We start from the raw sequence: 22,619 nt of genomic DNA, 5'->3' as shown, positions 1-22,619 counted from the left end.
AACAATTTGCTACAACGATCGTGTTAATCAAATCAGCTTTACCAGCAACAAAATTTATCATATCCTGATTTGAGGATTTTAGACTATAATTAAAGTAGTGCGACTGTTAAAAAAGTAGACTTTTTAGTTACAGCAAGCTTGGGCAATTTCAAATTAGAATCTAAAATTGACTGATGTTACAAAGAGAAGAACTGTTAAAAGGCATTGAAAATCGCGAATGTGTGGCGCGGGCGATCGACCAAGCGGAACAAGCAATTAAAACTTGGGAAGTTACTCTGACTGATTTTCTGTCGCCGCCGGAATTGGCGGACACTCTGACGGTATTTAAGCGCTTAACAGACGTGGAATTAGTGGCTTGGGGCGGCTACCCGCAAGCTGAAAGACAAAGAATTGCGATCGCCCGATCGGAAATCCCGATCGACTCTACTAACGTTAACGTTGCTGCGGTAGAGATAGCTGGCAATTTCCTCTTCGATACAGCTTCTCACCGCGACTTTTTGGGGGCGATGTTGGGTACGGGAATTGTCCGCGAGAAAACTGGCGATGTGATTGTTTTGGGAGAACGCGGCGCGCAAGCCATTGTCATGCCGGAGATGGTAGAGTATTTGGAGATGAGTTTGCAGCAAGTGCGATCGGTTCCTGTACAAACGCGCCGCATTGAGTTGAGCGAACTCAAAATTAGAGAACCCAAAAAGAAAGAAATGACCACCGTTGAAGCATCGATGAGATTGGATGCTGTCGCCTCGGCTGGATTCGCAATGTCTCGCAGCAAAATGGCGGATTTAATTAATAGTGGCGACGTGCGAGTTAACTGGAAAGACGTTACTCAAGCTAGTTATAATGTCAAGTCTGGAGATTTAATTGCTGTTACGGGCAAGGGAAGATTGGAAATTGGGGAAGTTGCTGTTACTAAGAAGGAACGCTATCGAGTGCAGTTAACTCGATATTTGTAATTCCGGGAATTGGTATAACTCACATTTTGCACCACTGCCAATAAGTTTTCAAAGGCGGGCGGGACGCCCACCCCACAATACCTAATTTTTTTAGTGGCACAGGCATCTTGCCTGTGCTCAAACGCCCACCCCACAATACCTAATTTTTTTAGTGGCACAGGCATCTTGCCTGTGCTCAAACAGGTTCTTGAGAATGGTGCAATATCTCAATTTCAACGGACTTTTGCTATTAGCCCGGAACTTGAGTTCCGGGCGGGCTTTCCTGCAAAAAATTAACGCCGAAACACCTTCTCTACCGACTTCACCAAAAGTTCTCGCGGCATCAATCGAGGCATATTTGCAATGATTTGATTGAGAATTCCCCCTGTCACAACATTAGACTCATTTTTGTCTAAAGCTTTCAAAGCATCTCGCACTACTTCCGCTGCGGGAACGAGTTTTTGTCCGCTGCTAGATGCCATTGATTTCGGAAATTCAGCTACTGCAAAAAAGTCCGATTCTGTCGGCCCTGGACAAAGGCACAAAACGCCAATTCCTAAATCTTTGTTTTCCGCCCAAAGCGCCTCACTGAAACTCAAAACAAACGCTTTAGTAGCTGCATACATTGACAAGTACGGCATCGGTTGAAAAGCTGCGATGGAGGCAACATTGATGATACTTCCTGATTTTCGCTGCCGCATTCCCTGCAAAAATAAGTGGGATAGTTCAACTAATGCTACAATATTTAGTTGCACCATTTTTAGTTGTTTGTCAAGCGGGCGATCGGCAAAAGCACCGTAATCTCCAAAACCCGCATTATTCACCAACAAATCAACCGTCCAACCTTTTTGAACAACGGTATCAAATACAGTAGTTCCAGCGGCTGGTGCGGTCAAATCTTGAACGATAATTTCGACTAAAATATTGAATTCCTGTTGCAGTTTAGCAGCTAGCTGTTGCAATTTGTCTTCGGAACGAGCTACCAAGATTAGATTGTGCTGGCGTTTGGCTAATTCGGCGGCAAAGGCTGCACCAATTCCGCCAGAAGCACCAGTGATTAAAGCTGTTGGCATGAAATTAATTCTGATTATTTGATATAAACTTTATATATTTTAACAATTATTGTGACGGAGAACCTGTAAAGTAATTAAAAGGGAATAGGTGAGTTTTATGGCGCGTCTTACCGATCGAGCTTTTGAAATTTTGCGGGCCGAAGTTGACAAGTGCGCGGCGGCTGATAGTCTAGCGGGTGATGTCTACCGACGGATGGTAATCAAGCGGTTGGAGAAGTTACGCTCGCAAAACGGCACTTTCGCCTCAAGAGAAGAAATCCGCGATACCTTCAAAGACGAATTTCCCAACTTCAGCGAACAAGCTCTCAAAGCTGCCGTTAAAGCCAACCGCCCGCCCGGATTATTCGGTAAAATCATCTTTGCTGGGAGTTTGCTGGGAAGTGCTGCGGGGATAATTTGGCTGATTAACCTACCTTTTCCGATGATTCGCTGGCCCGTGGCGAAAACAATGCCGATATTATTGCTGCCGAGTTTTATCAGTATGGATCACAATTACCGGCAGGCGATCGCCCTTGTGGAACAATCCGATCAACTGGTGAATAAAGCCACGGCTGTCGCTGATTTCGACTTGGGCGAAATTAAAGCAAAAGAGGCTCAAAAACACCTCGACGCCTTGCCAGTGTGGTTCCTAGGCTATTACCCAAAGAGGTACTGCTCTTTTTTTAGCTGCAGTTGGCGGTTTACACTCGATGAATTTCAAGCCGCCCGCAAAAATGTCGGGCGGATGGAGGCTCAGATTTTCCAGCAAAAAAATGCTTTTACTGAGTTAGATCGAGCCGAACAAATTCTCAACGCGGCGAAACAGCAGTACCAGCAAGCAAAAACTGCCGCTGACAGACAAAAAGCCACGGTAAATTGGCAAAGTGCGATCGACCAACTCAATCAAATTCCCGCAGAAACCCTCGCCGGAGAAACAGCTAAGAAAAAACTCCAAGCAGCAGAAAGAGACTTTCAAGCAATGGGAGGCGTCGCCACCGGTTCCGTGCGCGCCGACAACTTAATCGAAGCAGCAAAAGAATTTGCCTTAACTGCCGCCGTCGCATCCCAGAAACCGCCCCATTCAGCAGAAAGTTGGCAAAAAATAGCAGATTTGTGGCAAGCTGCCATTGAGAGACTCAGCCAAATTACATTTGATAATCCGGGCTATCTTGACGCTCAAACAAAACTAGCTGAATATCAAAATAATTTAGGCACTACAAAAATTCGACTGACAGCAGAGAGAGAGTCAGTGGAAGCTTTGAACCAGGCTAAGAGCTTGTTTGCTTCCTTGCAAAATAATGTAAATTCTCCACGTCAAAATCCCGGTTACGCCCTCGGCCAATTGCAAGAAATTATCAATCAATTAGAATCCGTCAAACCCGGCACAACTGTTTATCCCGAATCCCAAAAATGGCTGCAATCTGCTCGCAAAAAACAGCAAGAATGGCAAAAAAATTAGCTGTTGACTGTTGACTGTTGACTGTTGACTGTTGACTAATGACTAATGACTAATGACTAATGACTAATGACTAATGACTAATGACTAATGACTAATGACTAATGCCAACAGTCAACCGTCAACTAACAAATTACCAAGTCGGGTCAACATACAGATTAATAGTCACTTGCTTTTTCCCCGAAGGGATGCCGGAAATACAAGCACAAATCGTATCTCCGCCATCAATTTCTACTTCGCAAGCGTGACAAGAACCCATGAGACAGCCGGTAGGAATAGAAACCCCTGCACGTTTGGCTACATCTAGCAAAAGCTCTCCTGGTTCAGCTTCAACTGTCACGTTATCAGGTAAAAAACAAACTTTTGTCATTGAATTTGAACCTCAACTCTAATAAACAATAATCAACAGTTAACAGTCAACAGTCAACTGTCAACAGTTAACTAATTAACCTAAAATATGCTTTATATCTAAATGCTTTTCCACTGTATCTGCTAGAGAGTCTAACAGAGTTTCTCGGTGTTCTCGGTAATTAGGAATACCTGTAGGCAACGCGCGGAGTCCCCGCTGCTGCCGCAAGTGATTTAACCAAGCTCGCCGCCAAGCTCCGTTGTCAAAGATGCCGTGCAGGTATGTACCCCAAATTGATTGAGAAGTATTGACAATGCCTAAACTAGCATCGTCAAATAGCGGTTGAGTCAAATCTGACTCTAGGATTTGCGTTTTTCCTTGATGAATTTCGTAACCGGAAACTGGCAAACCCGGTTGAGGATAGTTAGATGTTACGATTCGTTGGCGCGCAATTTTGTTCGGTGCCATCGCAGTTTTCAAAGGCAGCAATCCCAATCCTGGAAATTCTCCCTTTTCTCCCTCAACCCCTTCTTTATCGGTAATACTTTGTCCCAGCATCTGAAAGCCACCACAAACTCCCAAGACTGTACCGCCCGCTACTAAATAATTTTGAATAGCTTTTGCCATACCTGTTTGGCGCAGCACCTGCAAATCGGAAATTGTAGTTTTAGAGCCTGGTAAAATTACGGCGTCTGGATGGCCTAACTGGTCTTTTGGGCTGACATATTTGACTGTGACGGTAGTTTCCGACTCTAAGGGGTCAAAGTCGGTGAAATTGGAAATTCGAGGGAGGCGGATGACCGAAATATTTATGTCGGTTTGAGAAGTGGGAGAACGCCGATCGAGCAAATCGAGAGAATCTTCTGAGGGAAACACTTCGTCTATCCAAGGAATCACCCCAACTACCGGGATTCCCGTCCTTTCTTCTAGCCAAGTCAGGCCCGGATCTAAGATCGATTTTTGCCCTCGGAACTTATTAATAATGAATCCTTTAATTAAAGCTCGTTCGTCGGGATCGAGCAATTCCAAAGTACCGATGATGTGAGCAAAAGCACCGCCGCGATCGATGTCAACTACTAGCAAAGTTCGAGCCTTTAAATATTTAGCTACCCGCATATTTGTTAAATCGCGGTGTTTGAGATTAATCTCAGCAGGGCTACCGGCTCCCTCACACACAATCATGTCAAATTCTTGCTTTAGAAATTCTAAAGATTCCCGAATAGCTTGCCAGCCGATATCGAAATACTGTTCATAATATTGAGATGCTCGCACATTTGCGATCGCCCGGCCCTTGACAATCAATTGAGAAGTCATGTCTCCTTGTGGCTTGAGCAAAATCGGATTCATTTCTACCCAAGGTGCGACGCCCGCAGCCCAAGCTTGCACTGCTTGAGCGTAACCAATCTCTCCGCCGGCGGCTGTGACATAGGAATTCAGTGCCATATTCTGACCTTTAAACGGAGTTACCCGCCAGCCTCGCCGAGAAAAGATTCGGCACAAAGCTGCCACGAGTAAAGATTTCCCTGCGTGAGATGTTGTTCCCACGACCATAATTGCTTTCATAATATTAACGAAGAAGGAAGAAGGCAGAAGGCAGAAGGCAGAAGGCAGAAGTAAAAAGTAAGAAGTAATAAGTAAAAAGTAATAAGTAAAAAGTAAGAAGGCAGAAGGCAGAATCAAAAAAATTCTGGTTTCTACCTTTTACTTTCTACCTCAAGATGACGGGTTATCTTTGCCGGATACATTCTCAGGCTTGGATTCAGCGGCCGGTTTAGCAGTTTCGACTAGATTCGGATCGGGGTGATTCGGGGGACTCAATTCAGTTTGTTCTGCCTCAGAAGAGAGTTCTTCACCTGTTGATTCGATCGAGATCACTGATACTGAAACCGTTTCCACCTGCACGCTCAACCCAGGTTCTCCCGGTAGTTCTATCTCTACAGGCGGTGCGATTTCCACCACAGTCATTTCCAGAGATACAGCAGGGGCTTCTGCTTCTGGTACGCCTGCTGCTGCTTCCGGTTCACCAACCGCAGCCAGCGGTGTCTGGGTTTCCAGAGATAAAGCAGGGGCTGCTGCTTCCGGTTCACCAACTGCAGCCAGCGGTGTCTGAATTTCAGCGGACGATCGATCTTCGATCGGAGTTTCCCCTATTTTGTCAGAACTCGCGGTTTCTGTGGCCATCAACACGGCCATTGCTTCAACATTGGTGGGAAAAGGCACTCCAAGGCTTGTTTCAACAGCAGTGTTGCTGCTTTCGGCTGCCACTTCCGCAGCCGCCTGGGCTAATTCGGATTCGAGAATTTGGTCGATACCCGGTGCAGGAGTTGCCGTTATTTTAGATTCAGGTGCGATCGATTCTGGAGTCGCTGAAGGTTTTGGCGTCTGGGGAGTTGCATCAGACTTGTTTTTAGCCGCACCCCGTCCCAACATACCGCCGAGACTATTTTTGATATTGTCAAACAGACTACCGAAACCGCCGGCTTTTTTAGCTGGTTTAGGAGGAGTAGGAGGATTTGGGGCCGCCGTTGGGGCCGCCGTTGGGGCCGCCTGCGACTCTTTAACGGCTGTCCTCCATTCTGTTTCCTCGTCAAAATCATCGACTTCTGGCTGCTGTTGAGGCTCTGGCTGAGCCTCTGCTGGCTCCACACTTGGTGCAACGGCTATTTCTGAAATTTCTAGAGGTAGAGGTAGAGGAGTGAAGTTGCTGGCTAATTCTGCTGGAGGTTGTGAAGTCTCAGCAGCAGGAGTTTCGACTGAAAACACTGGTATTTCTGCAATTGCAGGTGTTTTCGAGTCGGGAATTTTCAAGTCAGGGGCGATCGCACTTTCTGCCGTTGCCTCGTCGATCGCACTTTCAGCAATACTTTCAGCTATGGGGGGAATCGCTGGCTGTTCCTCTAGCTTTACCTCGCCCTTATCCAGAGTCGGTGCTGGAACCGCATCAGTTTTCGGTTTGGGCGATCGAACAAACTTAGGTTTTTTCGCTGCTGCGGGTTCTTTTTTCTTGGCAAACAAGCCAGCAAACGGCACGCCTGCTGCAGCCAAATTCGCCGACTGAGGAATCGGCGTTTGCTCAGCAACGGGCGTCACCTGCCGGCGCAAAGTCAGAGTTTCCCAGGCAAACCAGCCCAACATCGCCACGCCCGCCATTTGACCAAGCAGGAGAGCACCAGTAATTCGTCCCGCACAAGCCCATAAAATTAACGCATAAAAAAGCCCTACCCCGCTCCAGGTAAAATCACTTTTGCGGTGCACTTCTGGAAAAAAGAAGGCCGCCATGTAAATACTGAAGCTGCCTAGACCGACCGCTAACGCCAGAAAGTATGCAAGCATATTGTCGGTACCTCCGCTGTGTCAAATAACTTCTACGCGCTAATTCTACCTTTGAGAGAGACTCAACGGCTTCTTTCTCTAGGACAATTCTTGATTTGTAGGGAAGTTTGGCAAGGAAGTAGTGTAAGGAATTTAACACGTTCAACGGATGTTGACGCCTCAAGTGCGAGTCAAGATTTCCCACTCTCCCCAACATCCCTAATGCCCATTACCCCCTAGGCCCACACCCCCTATTCCCATCACCCCCTCCTCAGTGGTGATATATGTCACTTAACTATGCCCATGCGATCGCACCAAGCGACTGAGGATGTTTATATGTTGTAGGTGTAAGAGGAATTATGCCCTAGGGCATATGTAGTGGAGAGAGTGCCATGTTAGAAAAATTATTATTAGCGGCCGGCTTAACCTTATCGCTTCAAATATTTCCCGGACTAAGCACTTCCGCGAAATTACCGAAAAATTTGGTATTGCGATCGAGCGATCGCCCGGCTCAAACCGTGAAACTTCCCCTCGTTTCAGTACCTGCAGGCATCAAGCCGAATGTCCAATCCTAATGATACGTGCCAGCTCATACGTGCAAGTGCGATCGGACTTAGACAGAGCCTTTCTAATATTTTTTTCGATCAGTCCTCTTTTCTATGTGGCTGTTCACAACTCATCAGTTTGTAGTCAGGGCTTTAGTCCTCATTAATCTCACCTAATAAGGACTAAAGCCCTTACTACAAACCGTAGGCTAATAATGAGTAGCAGATAGAACATTAATTCCCATAAAATACTAAACAAATCTCAACATCAGCTTGTCAAGTAAAGACTTTCAAACCTTAAAAAACTTGGGAAACCTTGAGTAATGGCTCAAAATAGATATATGATGTCAGATTGAGATCGAAGCTAATAATACCAATTTATTGTAAAGTTGCACATATCTCGATCCCCCTCGCATACCCCCTACTCCCCCTGATTGTTGGGGAGTAGGGGTTGACTTTGATAAGAATCTTGTTCCCCCCTTATTAAGGGGGGCTAGGGGGGATCGGATTCTATGCAGCCGCATAAAAAATTGGTATAAGCACATTGACTATTAAATTAAGGAAAGCGAAAATGGGACTTAGCGATATTCTCTTGAATGAAAACAACAGAGAAACTTTTGTAGATGACTGTGTAAAGTTGATAGACCAACAAGTTGCAGCAGCGCCGGGATTGGGTGGTTTGGCTCTTAAAGCTGCCTACTCTACTGTCAAAGGGATACGGGCTGACTATTGCGCCCAAGTCGTCGATCAACTTCTGCCAGAAATCTCGATCGCACTCGATCCGATGTGGACTGAAGGGGTAAACAATGGCAACCCAGTAGAATATCTAGCCCAAAGAAAAGGTGAAGTAGCAGACGAATTGCTCCAAATCAGCGACAAAAGGGTCGAGAAAAGCACAAGAGCGATGGTTAAAGGCGCCTATGCCAAACTCCGCCCCTCAGCTAAGAATTACGTGGAAAACGGAGTACCGGGTTTAGCCGAAATTATTAATAAACATAGTGCGGCCTGATAAGTGAGCAACGGCTAAAAAACAGAATACCCAGATACCCGGCTTCTTCCAGAAATCGGGTATCTAAAATCAGACTTATTCGTAAGTTTGTAGTTAGGAGGGAGAGTCCTAATTTTAGGCTGATTCATTGCCAATTACCCATTAATTTGCAGCCAATATTTTCAACATCGCCTGTCCGGTAATTCCCAACCCCAAAAACATTACAAACATCGCACTAATCGCAGGCAGAAATTTGACTGCTGTTATCTGTTTTGGCAGTTTATTAAAACTACGTTTGGCATAAACTAAAATTAATCCGATCGCACTTAGCACCAAAGCCAATCCCAAACTAAAGGCTACCACTAACGTCATTCCCAAACCAACATTGCCCAAAGCCGACGCACTCAACAGCATCACCAAAGCGGAAGGACAAGGCAACAAACCGCCGGAAATCCCCAACGCTAATAAGCTTTTCCAAGTAATAGCAGAACCGTCAGCACCGGGCGGCAAATGCGAGTGAATCCGGCCGTCTCCGTGATGGTGGTAGTGGTGAGATATCTCTGGTTTTACAGGTTTAAATTCTCTCTCCCAACTTCCCCTACTCAAAAGATTCACTGGTTCTTCACATTCCGCAGTAAGGACTTTACTCCTTAAAAACCAGTTTTTATTAAAAATTTTAGTTGGGATTTTTTGGAGAACTTCAGTCCTCACTACCAACCTAGTCTTAATTTTTGATAAGAGTAAGTTAAGGCCGATGAAGGCTACTAATAAACCAGAGATTAAACTCAGCCAAGGATCTAATTTTTCTGGGTCAATTAAGTTAGAAGCAAACAAAGTAATTCCGCCCACAGCAAACACGCCGGCAGTGTGAGTAATTGTAGTCGTCGCTGCTAGAAATAAAGCGTGTAGCGGAGTAGCCCGCGAACCCACTAAATAAGCGCCGACTATCGTTTTTCCGTGTCCGGGCGACATCGCGTGCACGCATCCCCAAGCAAATGCTCCCGCTACTGCTAGCAGCAAACTCCAACCTGAATCCCAGATAGATTCCTTTCCGGCTAACAAAAAGTCCCGGTTTTGCGGCGTAAACACAAAGCTTTTTACAGCACCCGCTTGTACAATCGTAGCTTGGCAGCTAGCTGTCGGAACTTCGGGCAAAAACAGATTGTAATTAATCCGCAATTTCTCTGGTTTGGAGATGGAAACTGAGTCAGGTAAAGCGGGGCTTTTATCTTGAGAAAGTGCGGGCCAGGTGTAGTCTAAAATTAAGGTGCTGTGGGTATTGGGCTGCTGTATTAAGCTGGCGGTTTTAGCTGCTATTTCTAGCGGGTGTACTGTTAGGGAGCCTTGAATGTTGCTACTGTTGGTGAGGCGGATTTGTTGGCTAAAAAACTTTTCTAGCTGTGTTTGGTGGCTGCGAACTTCAGCAGGTTGTAGCTGGCTGTCTCGATTGTCGTCGGCGAAGTTTGTTAAGCCGGTTGGGAAAGTTAATGTTATTTCGGTTTGCAAATCGTTGACTACTATTTCTGCTACGGATAAGTCTGACCAGTGCGAGTAAACGGGTCGGGTTGAGGTTGTTAGTAACAAGGAAAGTGTCAGGAAAAAGAGGATAAATAATTGGAAAATTCGGTTCAGTTTGTACTGCATAAATCCCTGTTTCTTTAGTGATTTTAGGATGAATTATTTGTTTTTGTTGTGATTCTTCCAGCGCGCTTACCCGCAAGCCCGCCGGGGATTGAAATCCCCGTCTCATAGCGAAAGTCGGTTAAAACCGACTGAATAGCTAATCAAATTTAACAATTGTGCATTTCAGTCCTCTTTAGAGGACTTAAGCTTTTAGCCAGGGGTTTCAACCCCTGGCGGATTGACGGAGTTGCAGCTATTAGCTAATCTCAAAATTCATAACTTCCCAAACCCAGTGCTTGGCGGGATCGATCGTCAAAATTAGGGTCAATTTCCTTGGACTTTTGAAAATAAGCGCGAGATTCGGTATCTTTACCTAAAGTCCGGGCGATCGCACCAGCCCGGTAAAACATCCCCGCATCCCGAATGCCCGATCGCACTATTTCGGCCATCACTCGATCGGCCTTTTGCCATTCCCCAGCACTCGAAAGCGCCCAAGCCAAAGTATCCAGCGTGACAGCATCCCGGCGAATTTTCACCTCCTCCTGCATTAACGCCAGCGCTTCCGTCACATCCTGCGATCGACCTTTTTCCAGCAGCAAACTCGCCAAATCCCTGCGGTGCCCGAAACCAGTAGATCCAGAAACCTGTTCCTGTCGCAGCCCAGCTTCAGCTTTGTCGCGAAGTCGCCGGGATTCGATCGCATCTCCCTCTAACTCTTTCACTCTGGCCATACCGCGATCGACAATGCGATCGAACACAGTCGCAACCGGGCCAGAATACGCAGAAACCTTCCTGTAATAGCCTTCCGCTTCCCGATAATTGCCCTGCCGCGTCTCCAAATCCGCCAAATAAATCAGCGCCAGCGGGTATCGCGGCACCAACCGCAGCGCCTCCAAAAACAGCGCTTTCGCCTGCACAAACTGCCCGCGACGCGCGTAAAATCGACCCAAGAGCGATCGGGCCCGCGCCGAACCAGCAACCTCTCCCGGTTCCTCCGCCGCCATTGCTTGGCGGTAATCCTGCAAAACCTCAGCATCTCGCCCCTGAGACTCTCTCACTAAAGCTCTCAAAGTGAGAGAACCCAAGTTCGGAATCCGGTTAACTAAGGCTTCTGCGGCTGCATTTGCCTCGCTCACTTTACCCATCGCTAAGTTAGATGTAACTGAAAGGGCGATCGCATCTTCATTGTCAGAACCCACCTGCTTAGCAAAGCGCAAAGCAGTAGCAAAATCGTGTCTGGCCTCGGCAATTCGAGCTAAAACTAACAGCGCACCTTTGTTGTCAAAAGGCAAATCGGCGATCGACCTTTGAGCCGCCTGTTCTGCCAATAAAAACCAACCGCCCTCCCCAGTAGCGCGAGCCATTTTCAAATAAGATCCCCCCAGTGCGGCCCGGTTCAAACCGCTGCGGGAATCAACAGCCAACCGCTGCTGGTAAAAAGCAATCTCTTGCTGAATTGCTTCCTTTTGATTGGGATTATTTCTCAAAGTTTCCGAAAAATGATAGCGGTAATTAGTATCTAGATTTTCGGGGATTTTGTTAGAAAAATTATCGGAAATAAAACGCAAATTAGGAGGTAAATTCACTACTACCATCCCAACTAAAGGAACCACTCCCAGCAGCCACCACGACAAAATATCCGATTTTATTTCCTGTTTAGTTTTAGTTTTCATACATCCGCGTTCATCTGCGTTAATCCGCCTTCATCTGCGGTCTAAAAAAGCCTTTTCTATTGTGGTAAGGTGCGTCGCCATCTATAATCTGCAAGTTTCATTAAAAATCTCATAGCGACGCACCCTACATTCATAGAGCTGACTACCATCAACTGTCAACTGTCAACTGTCAACTGTCAACTGTCAACTGTCAACTGACTAATTAGGCAAAGCCAAATAAGGAAAAGTCGGTTCTAAAGGTTTGTGTCCCTGAGCCGGATTTCCCGGAGTTCCGTTATATGAAACGTTATCGCCAACCGGAGAACCCACCAAAGCTCCCAGAGTGATATCAATAACGTCGTCCATCAGCATACGACCTCCGATCAAGCTTCCTTGAGCATTTGTAGCGCTAGCGTAGCCGCTGGTTTTTGTGGTATCGATCCGCATGACATCGGGTAAGAAAGCTCCGGCGATCGCATTTGGATCGACATTATCCCGACCGTCCAAAAGATCCACAGCATTCAAAGTAGCAACAGCTTCCTGCCGCACCGGAGCAGCAGCAGCGCTCAAATCCAATCTCGGAGGAATATTATTAAATGCCTCCAGATAAGCGGGACTAACTATCAAACCCTCATTAATTGCCGGTCTCGCCAAACGCTCGAATTGTTTAAAACCGCCAGCTCCATCCCGGATCGAAACTGTTGACCAAACATCAAAACTATTTGCCCCAGTTCCTGCTTGCAAAAACGCTTTCGGAACGCGGACAGCAATTGTATTGACGTTGTAACCTTTAGTAAAGTCGATCGCTTGACTCGGTTCTTTAAAAGCAGTGCGCGGCCCCGTTCCCAAAGCTGCGGCGCGAACTCTAAAAAATTGTTCCACATCAAAGAAAAACGGGTCTTCGCGTAAACCCGCAAATACAGTCAAGTTAGAACCGCCCACAGGTACTGTATTCAAAACAGCATTAGAATTCAGCGGAGTTGTAGCAATTAGCCCGTCGTTAACAGTAGTCTTAGCAACAGTCTCCGAGCCACCGCGAACAACAGTTACAGCTACCGCTTGCATACCTCTATTGTTAGGCGGACTGAAGGCAAACCGCAAGATAATATCCGAACGTCCAGTAGGTGTAGAATTCACGTCACCTACCTGGGTGATGTGAAATTGGTAGAGGGCTGTAGTGCTGAAATAATATTGATAGCGAGCTACAGACCTGGGATTTGAATTCATGGTAAATACTAAATCCCCGTCTGCAGCACCGGAGTTTTGGTCTTTTTCGCGATATACGTACAGGTCAGTTAAATTTACAGCGCGACCTTTGATATCTACTTCGCCGTCGTCGTGGTCAGAAGCGACAATTATCCCTGGAGTTAATAGAGCAATTAGAGCTACTTCAATAGCTAGTATGGTTCGGCGAATTTTTTTTGTGAGCTTCACAGTTAGCACCTTTATTTCGATGATATTTTTGCACAAATCAATGGTAAATAACCCGCCTTCGCGGGTTTTACTTTTGTAGCAACAGGTTGCAATCTGTCAACCTGTCGGGCTTTTGCGCTGTTGCTGAGCCTTCTCCTATTGGTGGTATACGAAGGTTTGGCAATTTTGGATCTGTGCTCCCAGACTAATTTATGTAAAAAAGTGTGTTATTGAGGATTTACTCGTTCCCGCACTATGCTTGGGAATGCCTGCTCCCAGACACGGCTTCCCTCGATAGAGTGGAGCCAGAGCCTCGCTTATAGGGGTTCCCAGGCTCTTCTTGGGAGCGAGCCGACAGAGATTGGGAACGAGTGAAGGGCGCGGTTTTGACTCTTCACGCTCAGGGATTTTTTCGTTCTGCATAAAGCGGATTGCTAAGTCTAAAAAAAATCACTAATTAGGTGGTAAAATTCCAGATGACTTGGGAATTTTACAATTCAAAGCACGACAAAATTAGCCTAAAAAGGCATACTCCAGTTTGTACCCCAACTTCAAACTTACAATTATGTTCTGTAGTGATATACGCCGAATTTTTAATTTTGGATCTGTGCAGTCAAAACAAAAATTTTCGGTACACTGAGATGACAGGCCAGAAGTCAGGCGATGAATCGCTGCTTTTAGTGCAGATTGCCCGGAAGGACCAAACGGCATTAGCTAAACTTTACGATCGCTACGGTCGCCCAAGTTATGCTCTCGCTTACAAAATCCTGGGTTCGGTAGAAGAAGCTGAAGAAGTGGTAATCGATGTTTTTTCCCAAATTTGGCACAAAGCAGCAACTTACGATCCTTCTCGCAGTCGAGCAGATACCTGGTTGTTCATGCTTACCCGCAGTCGTTCCCTTGATCGCCTGCGAGCGATGCAGCGAACAGTCCGGGCTGCTGAAGCTTGTCTGGAAGAGGCTAAAGTACCCATCTCTAGCGTTGCAGAACCGATGGAAGATGCAATGTTTAAAGAACGCCGCGAACAAGTCAAAGCGGCCTTAGAAAAACTGCCAAAGGAACAGCAACAGGCGATCGAACTCGCCTACTACCAAGGATTGACTTGCGCGGCGATCGCGGCTAAAACGGGTATCCCGACAGGTACAATCAAAACCCGAATTCGGTTGGGTATTTCCAAATTGCGTCAAGCTTTGAGCGAACAATTTTAGATTTTCAAAAAACAAAATTTAAGTTGTTTAACATCAATCTAAAATTCTGGCATCTCTAATCCTCCATCTTGAGTGCGAGGGCAGCCGAGCAATCTCAAATTTAAAATCAACTTAGGCTGAATAACAATTAATGGGGGAAAACAGATGGAAATGATGCCAGACGAGGAGTCTATCATCCTTGCAGCCCTTCAAGCTCTCGATACCCTCGACGAGTCAGAACGCGGCGCATTTGCAGAGAAATTGAAAGAGTCCGCAGAACTTAAAAGTGAATTAGTGGCTTTTGAAGCCACAATTGCGGCGATCGCCTACACAGTTCCCCCAATTCCCGTCGCCCCCGACCTCACAAACCGCCTGTTCCAGCGCATAGCCGAACTGCCACAAACCCCTGACGAATTAGTCAATATTAAGCCAAGTGTTACCTCCCCAACAGAGAACAATACTCCATCTTTAATCGTGCGATCGCACGATGTCAAATGGAAATCTTATGGAGTTCCGGGAATCTCATTGGGCAAGCTTTACATTGACAAAACAAAGCGCGAAATTACCTGCTTGATGCGACTAGAACCAGGAGTAACATTTCCCATGCACCGACACGCGGCCTCGGAGGAAGTGCTTGTATTAGAAGGAGACTTAATTGTAGAAGGGGAAATTTGCCATCAAGGCGACTACATTCGATCGGTTCCCGGTTCCACACATTCGCCCCTCACACAAGGGGGATGTTTGCTGTTAATGAAAACTTCCCTAGACAACGAAATGTTCGTCTGATATTATTTTGGTTTAATTGCCGACAGCTTGGAGCTTGGAGGGCGGGTTTATGTAAATTTTTAGTTATAAGTATAGATGGTTGGTGAAACCCGCCCCTACAATTATTTCGGTTAATTTACCGGACAAGCTCTAACTCAAAAACGCCATATTGCTCCGCATTCTGCGGTTAAAAATCCCAAATATATCACGTAATTACCATGCTAAAATACTCGCGTTTAACTGCTGTTATGTCCGCCGTTATTATACAATTTGTACCCAGCAACCAAAGCGCGATCGCCCAAGAACGCGAAGGATGTTTTCTGGTTAATTCAGTGGGAGAAGTAATTAACTTAAATTTGTTGTGTTCGCCTCAAGAATCGGATATTAAGCTGACAGGAAACGATGGGAAATTTGTCGAAGACTACAAACGCTTAGCAAAAAGCTACTCTTCCGAAGCAACGGACAATTTACTGCAAGCAATCCGAAGGGCCCCTGGTCAAAAAATTGCGGCCGCTAAAAGAATGTGTGCGGAAGCAAAATCGGGACTTTCTCTGCCGGAAGTTAAATTAAGGGCGATCGGGCAAGCTGTCAGTATCGAAAATCCAAGTCTCAAAGAAAGTTTTCTCGCCGATGCCGATATTATTACCACCCTTGCCGCCAATCATTATTGCCCGGAATTAGCGAGTAAATAATATCATGAAATCTGTCAGTCCTCCCGCTCACCTGCAGTCCGCCAGGGAATGAATTCCCTGTCTCATAGCTAAAGTCCTCTCAAAGAGGACTGAAGAACTCATTAGTCCTCATAGCGATGACTTTCGCTTTGAGCCAGGGGTTTCAACAAGAGCCGGACTGAGGGTTTAACGTTAAGTTGACACCAATGGGTAAGGCAGCATCTCAGTTTTGATTTTACAGGGGTGCAAGGGGGAGGTTCGCACTCCTAAAAAACGCTTTTTACAAAACTGAGATTGTGCTAGGGTAAGGCGGCGTCTTTACTTGCAGTTAAAATATGAATTGTCATTTTGTCAGGCAACAATCCATGAAATTACCGCACATGAAATGAAACATTTAAAATCTAGTTCCGCCGACTTGCGGGATTTATTCAAAGACAGCATTACAGTTAAATACCTCGCGGAACCGCTGAAAGCTGTCCCCGCTTGCGAAGATGCAGCCAACTTGCGATCGTGGATGGAGGCCCGCGATTTTGACGTACTCGGTATCGAAGAAAATGGCACGGTTTGTGGCTATGTAGAACGATCGCACTTAATGACAGGCAAGTGCAGCGACTACCAGCAAATTTTTCACCCCTCACAATTAATTGCCGCTTCGACTCCTTTGATGGAATTGCTGCCGCTGCTGCGAGAAAAACCCAGATTATTTGTATTAGAAAGCAACAGGATCAACGGGATCGTTACCTGTGGCGATTTGCAAAAAGCACCGGTGCGGATGCTGCTGTTTGGATTGGTGACGCTTCTGGAAATGAATTTATTGCGGATCGTGCGGATCTACTTTCCCCAAGATTCTTGGCAAAAATTGCTTAAGGGCGATCGCATTTTAGCCGCAAAACACCTGTGGGAATTGGGGCGATCGCGAAATGAAGCAATTGACTTGATCGATTACCTGCAATTCTGCGACAAGCGAGATTTAATCCTGAGTTCGGCTGAAATAGTCGATCGGCTGGGGCTCAAATCCAAACGCTACGGGGAGCGTTTTTTAAAGTCAGCAGAGGCATTGAGAAACAAATTAGCTCACGCTCAAGATTTAATTAACGGTTCTTCTTGGCCGGAAGTTATTTTTTTAGCTCAGGAAATAGAAGCGCTTTTGCAGCGTTGCGAAGAAATTGAAATGGCCGCACCTAATGAAGTAGAGAGCATTTAATCCTCGTCTTTTATAGAGAGAATTTGTTTCTAGAGTTTCCCTTTCACTCCCCTATTTTAATAGAGGAAGGTGCGCCGAAGCGCACCCTACGTTTAGTTTTTAATTTTTAGTTTCCTGTTAGTATACTGAGGAACCCAGCCTTGAGCAGTGGTGTAATACTGCAAGGCTTTCAAGTACAGCGAGGGAGTGAGATAAAACCAATGTTCGGTATTGGCAGGCACTTTAATGTATTCTTCAGCTTCCAGCATTAATTGTACCTGAGAGCCGTTAGAATACACAAACCCAAAAACGCATTCCCCAGCTAAAATGTGAAGAACTTCTGCATCTGTGTGGGTGTGAGTGCGATCGCTTTGAGTCATCAGCGCGTAAATCTGCTGCGAACCTGGATGCAGCACTTTTAAGTCGCACCACCGATATCCGCTGGCGCGCTTAAACTGTTCAAACTCGCTATTATATGCTGCGAGAATCTGCTGTTTTTCTGTTACATTGAGAATGTCTTGAACTAGCAGTTCTTGAAACGCCGGATTTTCGTTTGCGGGCAGGGAATCGATCTCAATATTTAAAACTGCCAGTTGACTCGCGATCGCCCGGATATCCGTATATGTTCTACCGTCTTCTAGTTGCAGAACAGCCATATTACCACCTAATGTGTTGAGCTTTGAGGGAAATTTAGTTTCCATTTTTAAGCTGCTGTTTTAAGCTTTCGTCAAAAACTAAACTCCTGCTTATTTTCAATAATAGCCGATCGCTAAAATTCCATCTCCTGCCTCGCCAATCATCAAAGCAATACCACCCATCAAAGAATTTTGTGGGTTTTTTAACTTTTATTTAATAAGATTTACTGGAGTTAATGTAAGGTGCACCATAAGCACCGCACAGCTTAACTAAAAACTCAAAACTTTCAAATCAGCATCCCCGCGATACAAGCAGTCATAAAACAAGCCAAAGACCCAGCAATCATCGCCCTCACGCCCAACCTCGCCAAATCGCCTTGCCGCTGCGGGGCCATCGCGCCAATTCCCCCAATCTGAATCCCGATCGAACCAATGTTAGAAAACCCGCACAAAGCATAAGTCGAGATAATTTGCGATCGTTCAGAAATCGCCTGTTGTTTCACCAATTCCATCAAATCTAAATAAGCAATAAACTCATTCAAAATCGTTTTTTTTCCCAAAACAATCCCCACCTCTGCACAATCAGCCCAAGGCACCCCCATCAGCCAAGCAACCGGAGCCATCAAATAAGCAAAAATTAATTCTAGCGACAACTGAGGGAAACTAATTAGCCCTCCAAACCACCCCAAAAGCGCATTAAAAAAAGCCAACAAACCCAAAAAAGCAATCAGCATCGCGGCCACATTCGCCGCCAACTTCAACCCGTCGCTAGCACCAGAAGCCGCCGCATCCACCGCATTAGCATAAACCTGTTCTACCTTCACCTCCACCTCCCCAGCAGTCAGCGACTTTTCAGTTTCTGGGTACAGCAATTTAGAAATAGCCAAAGCTGCTGGTGCAGACATCACCGACGCCGCAATTAAATGTTGAGCCGGTACTCCAAAAGAAATATAAGCTGCCATGACTCCGCCGGCAATTGTGGCAAATCCTCCCGTCATGACAGCATGAAGTTCCGAGAGCGTCATCGCCGCCAAATAAGGTTTAATTAACAAAGGAGCTTCCGTTTGCCCGATAAAGATATTCGCAGCACAAGAAAGCGTTTCTGCGCCCGAAGTTTTCATGGTTTTAATCATCAACCATGCCACTGCTTGCACAACTCGCTGTAAAATGCCGTAGTGATAAAGTATGGTGATAAACGAAGAGAAAAAAATGATAGTCGGCAGCACTTTAAAAGCGATAAAATGTTCAGCAAAATTATCTCCAAATATAAACTTTGCCCCCGCATCAGAAAAATTGAGAAACTGCGTCACCATATCTCCCAAAAATTTAAAGACAGCCAAACCCGGAGCAGTTTTGAGAATCAAAATAGCAAAAATTAGCTGTAAAGCAATTCCCCACAAGACGGGCGGCCATTTGACAGCGCGCCGATCGACTGAAAAGGCGTAGGACAAACCGACAAAAACAGCTAACCCGAATACAGAAATAAGTCGTTCCATTTAGTAATTTTTAGAGAAGGTGCAGCAAGCATTTATCGTTACCAGGCTCTGGTAATCCAGATTAACAGTCCGATCGTACTTTATCTCGTTTCCGGAGGTCGCCATGAGTTCGCGGTGCGGGCCACACAGCCCCGGAGGGCGTATAATACACGATGCCGCCCGATCGCATACAATCTCAGCCAGTTTCGCTTACAATACAAGACTAAACCTCAAAATTACGGCGCAGCCTAATTGCTGCTACTTTTATGTCTCTACCTATAGTTGCTATTATTGGACGCCCCAATGTAGGCAAATCGACGCTCGTCAACCGTTTAGCCAACACCCAAGACGCGATCGTCCACGACGAACCAGGAATCACGCGCGATCGTACTTACAGACCAGCATACTGGGGCGATCGGGAATATCAAGTCGTAGACACCGGCGGCCTAGTATTCGACGACGAGACAGAATTTCTGCCTTTAATTCGCGAACAAGCAATGGCGGCCCTCGCAGAAGCCAGCGCAGCCATTTTCGTGGTTGACGGAAAAACCGGGCTCACCGGCGGCGACGAATCGATCGCATCTTGGCTGAGACTGCAAAAAGTCCCAGTCATTCTCGCCGTCAACAAGTGCGAATCGGAAAATACAGGACTCACCCAAGCAGCCGACTTTTGGCAATTGGGACTCGGAGAACCTTTCCCTGTTTCCGGCATTCACGGCAACGGCACCGGCGAATTGCTTGACAAATTAATTACTTATCTTCCCACCGAAGTATTACCAGAAGTTGAGGAAATTAAAGTAGCAATTATCGGTCGTCCCAACGTCGGCAAATCGAGTTTGTTAAACGCATTTCTCGGAGAAAATCGCGCCATAGTCAGCCCGATTTCCGGCACAACCCGCGACGCGATCGACACCTTAGTAGAACGCAACGGTAAAACCTACCGCCTGATCGACACAGCGGGAATTCGCAAAAAGAAAAACGTCGAATACGGCGCAGAATTTTTCGGCATCAACCGCGCTTTCAAAGCCATCCGTCGCGCCAACGTCATACTGTTAGTAATTGACGCAATAGACGGCGTTACGGATCAAGACCAAAAATTAGCCGATCGCATCAGCCAAGAAGGTCGAGCCTGCATCATAGTCGTCAACAAATGGGATGCCATAGAAAAGGACAACGACACCATATACGAGTACGAAAAAGAAGTAAGAACCCGACTTTATTTCCTCGACTGGGCAGAAATGATTTTTGTTAGCGCCATGAGTGGACAGCGAGTTGAAAAAATCATTGAATTAGTAGACAAAGCCTCCGACGAACACAAACGTCGCGTCCCTACCGCCGTCATTAACGAAGTCATAGAAGAAGCCACAACCTGGCACTCAGCCCCAGTTACCCGCCAAGGAAAACAAGGCAAAATCTATTACGGTACTCAAGTGCGATCGCAGCCACCGACAATCGCCCTATTTGTCAACGATCCCAAACGCTTCACAGAAAATTACCGCCGCTACATGGAAAGCCAATTCCGCAAACACCTCGGCTTTACCGGTACACCAATGCGGCTACTTTGGAGAGGCAAAAAAGTTCGTGCCACCGAAATGAGCACAACCAACAGAGCACTGCGCGTCAAGTAATTTTCGATTTTCGATTCAATAAAAAAGGCTCTTCCGTACTTAGTGTGCCCAACTATTAGTTTAAGTAGTTAAAACCCAAGCTATGTATGAATCGAAGGAAAAAATGGCTACAAATTAACTAAAGTAAGACCGTAAATCCTTGCTGTGTAAAAATTTAGGCTATTAATTTCAGATAAATTAGTACACTAAGTACGGAAGACCCATAAAAAACGCAATTTAACGATCAAAGCAAATTGCGTTTTTTTCTATTCTCTTCTCTTCCTTCTCTTGTCTTGCTTCGCGTCCTACCCTACGGGAACGGCTTCGCCGAACGCGTCTTCGCGGTTCAATAAATTAGTATTATTAATAATCGACAATCTAAAATCTAAAATCTAAAATCTAAAATCGCAAGATGGACTTACTTCGATCGCTCCCCATAGGACTTTACCTAGAACAACCCGTAACCTGGCTGCACAGGCTAGACTCCCGCGTCAAACTAGCGTGGTTGATGACATTTCTGATTGCACCAATACTCGCCAATCCCATCTGGCGGTTGATGCTAGTAGGAATGTTAATCGTACTGACACTAACAGCAGCAATTCCTTGGCGCGTGTGGAAACAGCAAATGGGACTGCTGCTGCTATTCTGCTTATTAGTATTTTGCCTCAGCGCGATCGCCCCCGACGGACTCCCCGCAGAACACCAGCCCCGCATCCCCGCCGACGAATTAACCTTTTCCCAACAGCCGGCAACCCTTCCACCCCCTCAAAAGCCCAAACCCTGGTACCAATCTTTTAACTTAGGCTCAAACTCCCCAATCCCCAATCCCAAAGCCCAAAGCCCAAATCAACTCCCCCAACCCACAAACTACCGTTACGTTTTATTAAAACAAGGCCCGATTAAAATCACTCGCAAATCCCTAGATTTAGCTATCAACGTCAGCACCCTATTTTTCACAGTAATTTACAGCACCAACCTCTACCTTCTCACCACCGCCAGCGAAGAAATTACCGCCGCCCTTGAAAACTTAATGCAGCCCCTGCGTCGCTTGAACTGGCCTATTACCGAAATAGCGCTAACCTTAACGCTATCTTTGCGCTTCATTCCCCTAGTATTGGAAGAAATACAAAATTTAGTGCGATCGGTCAGAACCAGAGCGATAAACTGGAAAAAACTCGGATTTCGCAGCGCCGCTCAAGTGTGGTTGATGATAGCGGAGCGGCTGTTAGAAAACTTGCTCCTGCGAGCTGAACAAATAGCCAGCGCCATGAAAGTTCGCGGCTTCACCAGTCCCGATCGACACCGTGTAGAATGGCACCAGTTGCAATTGAAAATCCGAGACTGGATCGCCCTCGGCTGCTTGCTCGTCCTCTGGAGCGCCCGCTTTGTTTGGGGTTGGGACAGTTAAGATTTTAGATTTTAGATTTTAGATTTTAGATTGATTGATTGATTGATTGATTAGATTTGAGATTGAAGAATTGGGAAGGACTGATGAAGCTCGTCGTTTCGAGCACTGGTCTACATTTGAGTAAGTTTTGTCTGGTGCGCGACAGTCCTGCTAAAGTAATGGAGACAAATATTTAGAGAACCAAGACCTTGAACATCTATCTTGGGACAGATGTTGAGATTTTAGATTTTAGATTTTAGATTTTAGATTGAATAATTTTGAAGAATTGGGAATGACTGATTCTAGCGGGGTTTCGAGCACTGGTCTACATTTGAGTAAGTTTTGTCTGGTGCGCGACAGTCCTGCTAAAGTAATGGAGACAAATAT

General features: G+C 46.0%; 19 protein-coding genes. 10 read left to right on the top strand and 9 right to left on the bottom strand.

From position 1 onward, the window contains the following. The first annotated feature begins 173 nt into the window (after positions 1-173). Positions 174-953: a photosystem II S4 domain protein gene (locus QUB08_RS18995; protein ID WP_333226165.1), complete on the top strand. Its 780-nt coding sequence runs from the start codon at positions 174-176 to the stop codon at positions 951-953. Between the two features lie 272 nt (positions 954-1,225). On the opposite strand, the gene QUB08_RS18990 is transcribed toward QUB08_RS18995, so the two are convergent. Then, a complete protein-coding gene (locus tag QUB08_RS18990; protein WP_333226164.1) occupies positions 1,226-2,005 on the bottom strand; it encodes an SDR family oxidoreductase in 780 nt (259 codons plus the stop codon). A gap of 97 nt (positions 2,006-2,102) precedes the next feature. On the opposite strand from QUB08_RS18990, the gene QUB08_RS18985 reads away from it, so the two are divergent. Next, positions 2,103-3,443 (top strand): hypothetical protein, encoded by a 1,341-nt coding sequence (locus tag QUB08_RS18985; protein ID WP_333226163.1) that lies wholly within the window; start codon positions 2,103-2,105, stop codon positions 3,441-3,443. 130 nt (positions 3,444-3,573) lie between these two features. Here QUB08_RS18985 and QUB08_RS18980 read toward each other — a convergent pair whose 3' ends face one another. The 3 genes from QUB08_RS18980 to QUB08_RS18970 all read right to left on the bottom strand — a co-directional run bounded on the left by QUB08_RS18980 (position 3,574) and on the right by QUB08_RS18970 (position 7,122). Beyond that, positions 3,574-3,810, bottom strand: coding sequence for a 2Fe-2S iron-sulfur cluster-binding protein (locus QUB08_RS18980; protein WP_006634188.1), 237 nt, complete (start codon positions 3,808-3,810; stop codon positions 3,574-3,576). A gap of 75 nt (positions 3,811-3,885) precedes the next feature. Then, entirely contained in the window at positions 3,886-5,352 is a 1,467-nt protein-coding gene (gene cobQ / locus QUB08_RS18975; RefSeq protein WP_333226162.1) for a cobyric acid synthase CobQ, read from the bottom strand. Positions 5,353-5,502: 150 nt separating this feature from the next. Next, positions 5,503-7,122: a Ycf66 family protein gene (locus QUB08_RS18970; RefSeq protein ID WP_333226161.1), complete on the bottom strand. Its 1,620-nt coding sequence runs from the start codon at positions 7,120-7,122 to the stop codon at positions 5,503-5,505. Positions 7,123-7,493: 371 nt separating this feature from the next. On the opposite strand from QUB08_RS18970, the gene QUB08_RS18965 reads away from it, so the two are divergent. Both QUB08_RS18965 and QUB08_RS18960 read left to right on the top strand, forming a co-directional pair. Next, positions 7,494-7,676, top strand: a complete 183-nt coding sequence (locus tag QUB08_RS18965; protein WP_333155111.1) for a hypothetical protein — start codon at positions 7,494-7,496, stop codon at positions 7,674-7,676. A 541-nt stretch (positions 7,677-8,217) separates the two neighbouring features. Beyond that, the gene (locus QUB08_RS18960) at positions 8,218-8,655 is read left to right on the top strand and encodes a DUF6918 family protein (protein WP_333226160.1); all 438 of its coding nucleotides are present in this window, start codon (positions 8,218-8,220) and stop codon (positions 8,653-8,655) included. 141 nt (positions 8,656-8,796) lie between these two features. On the opposite strand, the gene QUB08_RS18955 is transcribed toward QUB08_RS18960, so the two are convergent. The 3 genes from QUB08_RS18955 to QUB08_RS18945 form a co-directional block, all read right to left on the bottom strand. Next, positions 8,797-10,278, bottom strand: a complete 1,482-nt coding sequence (locus QUB08_RS18955) for a HoxN/HupN/NixA family nickel/cobalt transporter (protein ID WP_333226159.1) — start codon at positions 10,276-10,278, stop codon at positions 8,797-8,799. A gap of 245 nt (positions 10,279-10,523) precedes the next feature. Next, positions 10,524-11,930: a tetratricopeptide repeat protein gene (locus QUB08_RS18950; protein WP_333226158.1), complete on the bottom strand. Its 1,407-nt coding sequence runs from the start codon at positions 11,928-11,930 to the stop codon at positions 10,524-10,526. 198 nt (positions 11,931-12,128) lie between these two features. Continuing rightward, on the bottom strand, positions 12,129-13,343 hold the full coding sequence (locus QUB08_RS18945) for a DUF4331 domain-containing protein (protein WP_333226157.1): 1,215 nt from the start codon (positions 13,341-13,343) through the stop codon (positions 12,129-12,131). 620 nt (positions 13,344-13,963) lie between these two features. Between QUB08_RS18945 and QUB08_RS18940 the strand changes: the two genes are divergently transcribed. The 4 genes from QUB08_RS18940 (at position 13,964) to QUB08_RS18925 (ending at position 17,149) form a co-directional block, all read left to right on the top strand. After that, positions 13,964-14,530, top strand: a complete 567-nt coding sequence (locus QUB08_RS18940; RefSeq protein ID WP_333226156.1) for a sigma-70 family RNA polymerase sigma factor — start codon at positions 13,964-13,966, stop codon at positions 14,528-14,530. A gap of 150 nt (positions 14,531-14,680) precedes the next feature. Further along, positions 14,681-15,295, top strand: coding sequence for a cupin domain-containing protein (locus tag QUB08_RS18935; protein ID WP_333226155.1), 615 nt, complete (start codon positions 14,681-14,683; stop codon positions 15,293-15,295). Between the two features lie 227 nt (positions 15,296-15,522). Beyond that, on the top strand, positions 15,523-15,966 hold the full coding sequence (locus QUB08_RS18930) for a DUF732 domain-containing protein (protein ID WP_333226154.1): 444 nt from the start codon (positions 15,523-15,525) through the stop codon (positions 15,964-15,966). A 364-nt stretch (positions 15,967-16,330) separates the two neighbouring features. Then, a complete protein-coding gene (locus QUB08_RS18925) occupies positions 16,331-17,149 on the top strand; it encodes a hypothetical protein (RefSeq protein WP_333226153.1) in 819 nt (272 codons plus the stop codon). Between the two features lie 92 nt (positions 17,150-17,241). Here QUB08_RS18925 and QUB08_RS18920 read toward each other — a convergent pair whose 3' ends face one another. Next, positions 17,242-17,829 (bottom strand): acireductone dioxygenase, encoded by a 588-nt coding sequence (locus tag QUB08_RS18920; protein ID WP_333226152.1) that lies wholly within the window; start codon positions 17,827-17,829, stop codon positions 17,242-17,244. A gap of 221 nt (positions 17,830-18,050) precedes the next feature. Next, the gene (locus QUB08_RS18915; RefSeq protein ID WP_333226151.1) at positions 18,051-19,259 is read right to left on the bottom strand and encodes a NupC/NupG family nucleoside CNT transporter; all 1,209 of its coding nucleotides are present in this window, start codon (positions 19,257-19,259) and stop codon (positions 18,051-18,053) included. 245 nt (positions 19,260-19,504) lie between these two features. Here QUB08_RS18915 and der point away from each other — a divergent pair, with 245 nt between their 5' ends. Both der and QUB08_RS18905 read left to right on the top strand, forming a co-directional pair. Then, on the top strand, positions 19,505-20,866 hold the full coding sequence (gene der / locus QUB08_RS18910; protein ID WP_333226150.1) for a ribosome biogenesis GTPase Der: 1,362 nt from the start codon (positions 19,505-19,507) through the stop codon (positions 20,864-20,866). A 391-nt stretch (positions 20,867-21,257) separates the two neighbouring features. After that, on the top strand, positions 21,258-22,253 hold the full coding sequence (locus QUB08_RS18905) for an energy-coupling factor transporter transmembrane protein EcfT (protein WP_333226149.1): 996 nt from the start codon (positions 21,258-21,260) through the stop codon (positions 22,251-22,253). Positions 22,254-22,619: the final 366 nt, after the last annotated feature.

The organism is Microcoleus sp. BR0-C5, from assembly GCF_036705045.1.
GTDB lineage: Bacteria > Cyanobacteriota > Cyanobacteriia > Cyanobacteriales > Microcoleaceae > Microcoleus.
This window is presented reverse-complemented; position numbering and strand designations above follow the sequence as displayed.

What these genes read in the sequence shown, in the direction of transcription:
- QUB08_RS18995 (WP_333226165.1), top strand. Translation starts at nt 174, where the DNA reads ATGTTACAAAGAGAAGAACTGTTAAAAGGCATTGAAAATCGCGAATGT.
- QUB08_RS18990 (WP_333226164.1), bottom strand. Translation starts at nt 2,005, where the DNA reads ATGCCAACAGCTTTAATCACTGGTGCTTCTGGCGGAATTGGTGCAGCC.
- QUB08_RS18985 (WP_333226163.1), top strand. Translation starts at nt 2,103, where the DNA reads ATGGCGCGTCTTACCGATCGAGCTTTTGAAATTTTGCGGGCCGAAGTT.
- QUB08_RS18980 (WP_006634188.1), bottom strand. Translation starts at nt 3,810, where the DNA reads ATGACAAAAGTTTGTTTTTTACCTGATAACGTGACAGTTGAAGCTGAA.
- cobQ (WP_333226162.1), bottom strand. Translation starts at nt 5,352, where the DNA reads ATGAAAGCAATTATGGTCGTGGGAACAACATCTCACGCAGGGAAATCT.
- QUB08_RS18970 (WP_333226161.1), bottom strand. Translation starts at nt 7,122, where the DNA reads ATGCTTGCATACTTTCTGGCGTTAGCGGTCGGTCTAGGCAGCTTCAGT.
- QUB08_RS18965 (WP_333155111.1), top strand. Translation starts at nt 7,494, where the DNA reads ATGTTAGAAAAATTATTATTAGCGGCCGGCTTAACCTTATCGCTTCAA.
- QUB08_RS18960 (WP_333226160.1), top strand. Translation starts at nt 8,218, where the DNA reads ATGGGACTTAGCGATATTCTCTTGAATGAAAACAACAGAGAAACTTTT.
- QUB08_RS18955 (WP_333226159.1), bottom strand. Translation starts at nt 10,278, where the DNA reads ATGCAGTACAAACTGAACCGAATTTTCCAATTATTTATCCTCTTTTTC.
- QUB08_RS18950 (WP_333226158.1), bottom strand. Translation starts at nt 11,930, where the DNA reads ATGAAAACTAAAACTAAACAGGAAATAAAATCGGATATTTTGTCGTGG.
- QUB08_RS18940 (WP_333226156.1), top strand. Translation starts at nt 13,964, where the DNA reads ATGACAGGCCAGAAGTCAGGCGATGAATCGCTGCTTTTAGTGCAGATT.
- QUB08_RS18935 (WP_333226155.1), top strand. Translation starts at nt 14,681, where the DNA reads ATGATGCCAGACGAGGAGTCTATCATCCTTGCAGCCCTTCAAGCTCTC.
- QUB08_RS18930 (WP_333226154.1), top strand. Translation starts at nt 15,523, where the DNA reads ATGTCCGCCGTTATTATACAATTTGTACCCAGCAACCAAAGCGCGATC.
- QUB08_RS18925 (WP_333226153.1), top strand. Translation starts at nt 16,331, where the DNA reads ATGAAACATTTAAAATCTAGTTCCGCCGACTTGCGGGATTTATTCAAA.
- QUB08_RS18920 (WP_333226152.1), bottom strand. Translation starts at nt 17,829, where the DNA reads ATGGAAACTAAATTTCCCTCAAAGCTCAACACATTAGGTGGTAATATG.
- QUB08_RS18915 (WP_333226151.1), bottom strand. Translation starts at nt 19,259, where the DNA reads ATGGAACGACTTATTTCTGTATTCGGGTTAGCTGTTTTTGTCGGTTTG.
- der (WP_333226150.1), top strand. Translation starts at nt 19,505, where the DNA reads ATGTCTCTACCTATAGTTGCTATTATTGGACGCCCCAATGTAGGCAAA.
- QUB08_RS18905 (WP_333226149.1), top strand. Translation starts at nt 21,258, where the DNA reads ATGGACTTACTTCGATCGCTCCCCATAGGACTTTACCTAGAACAACCC.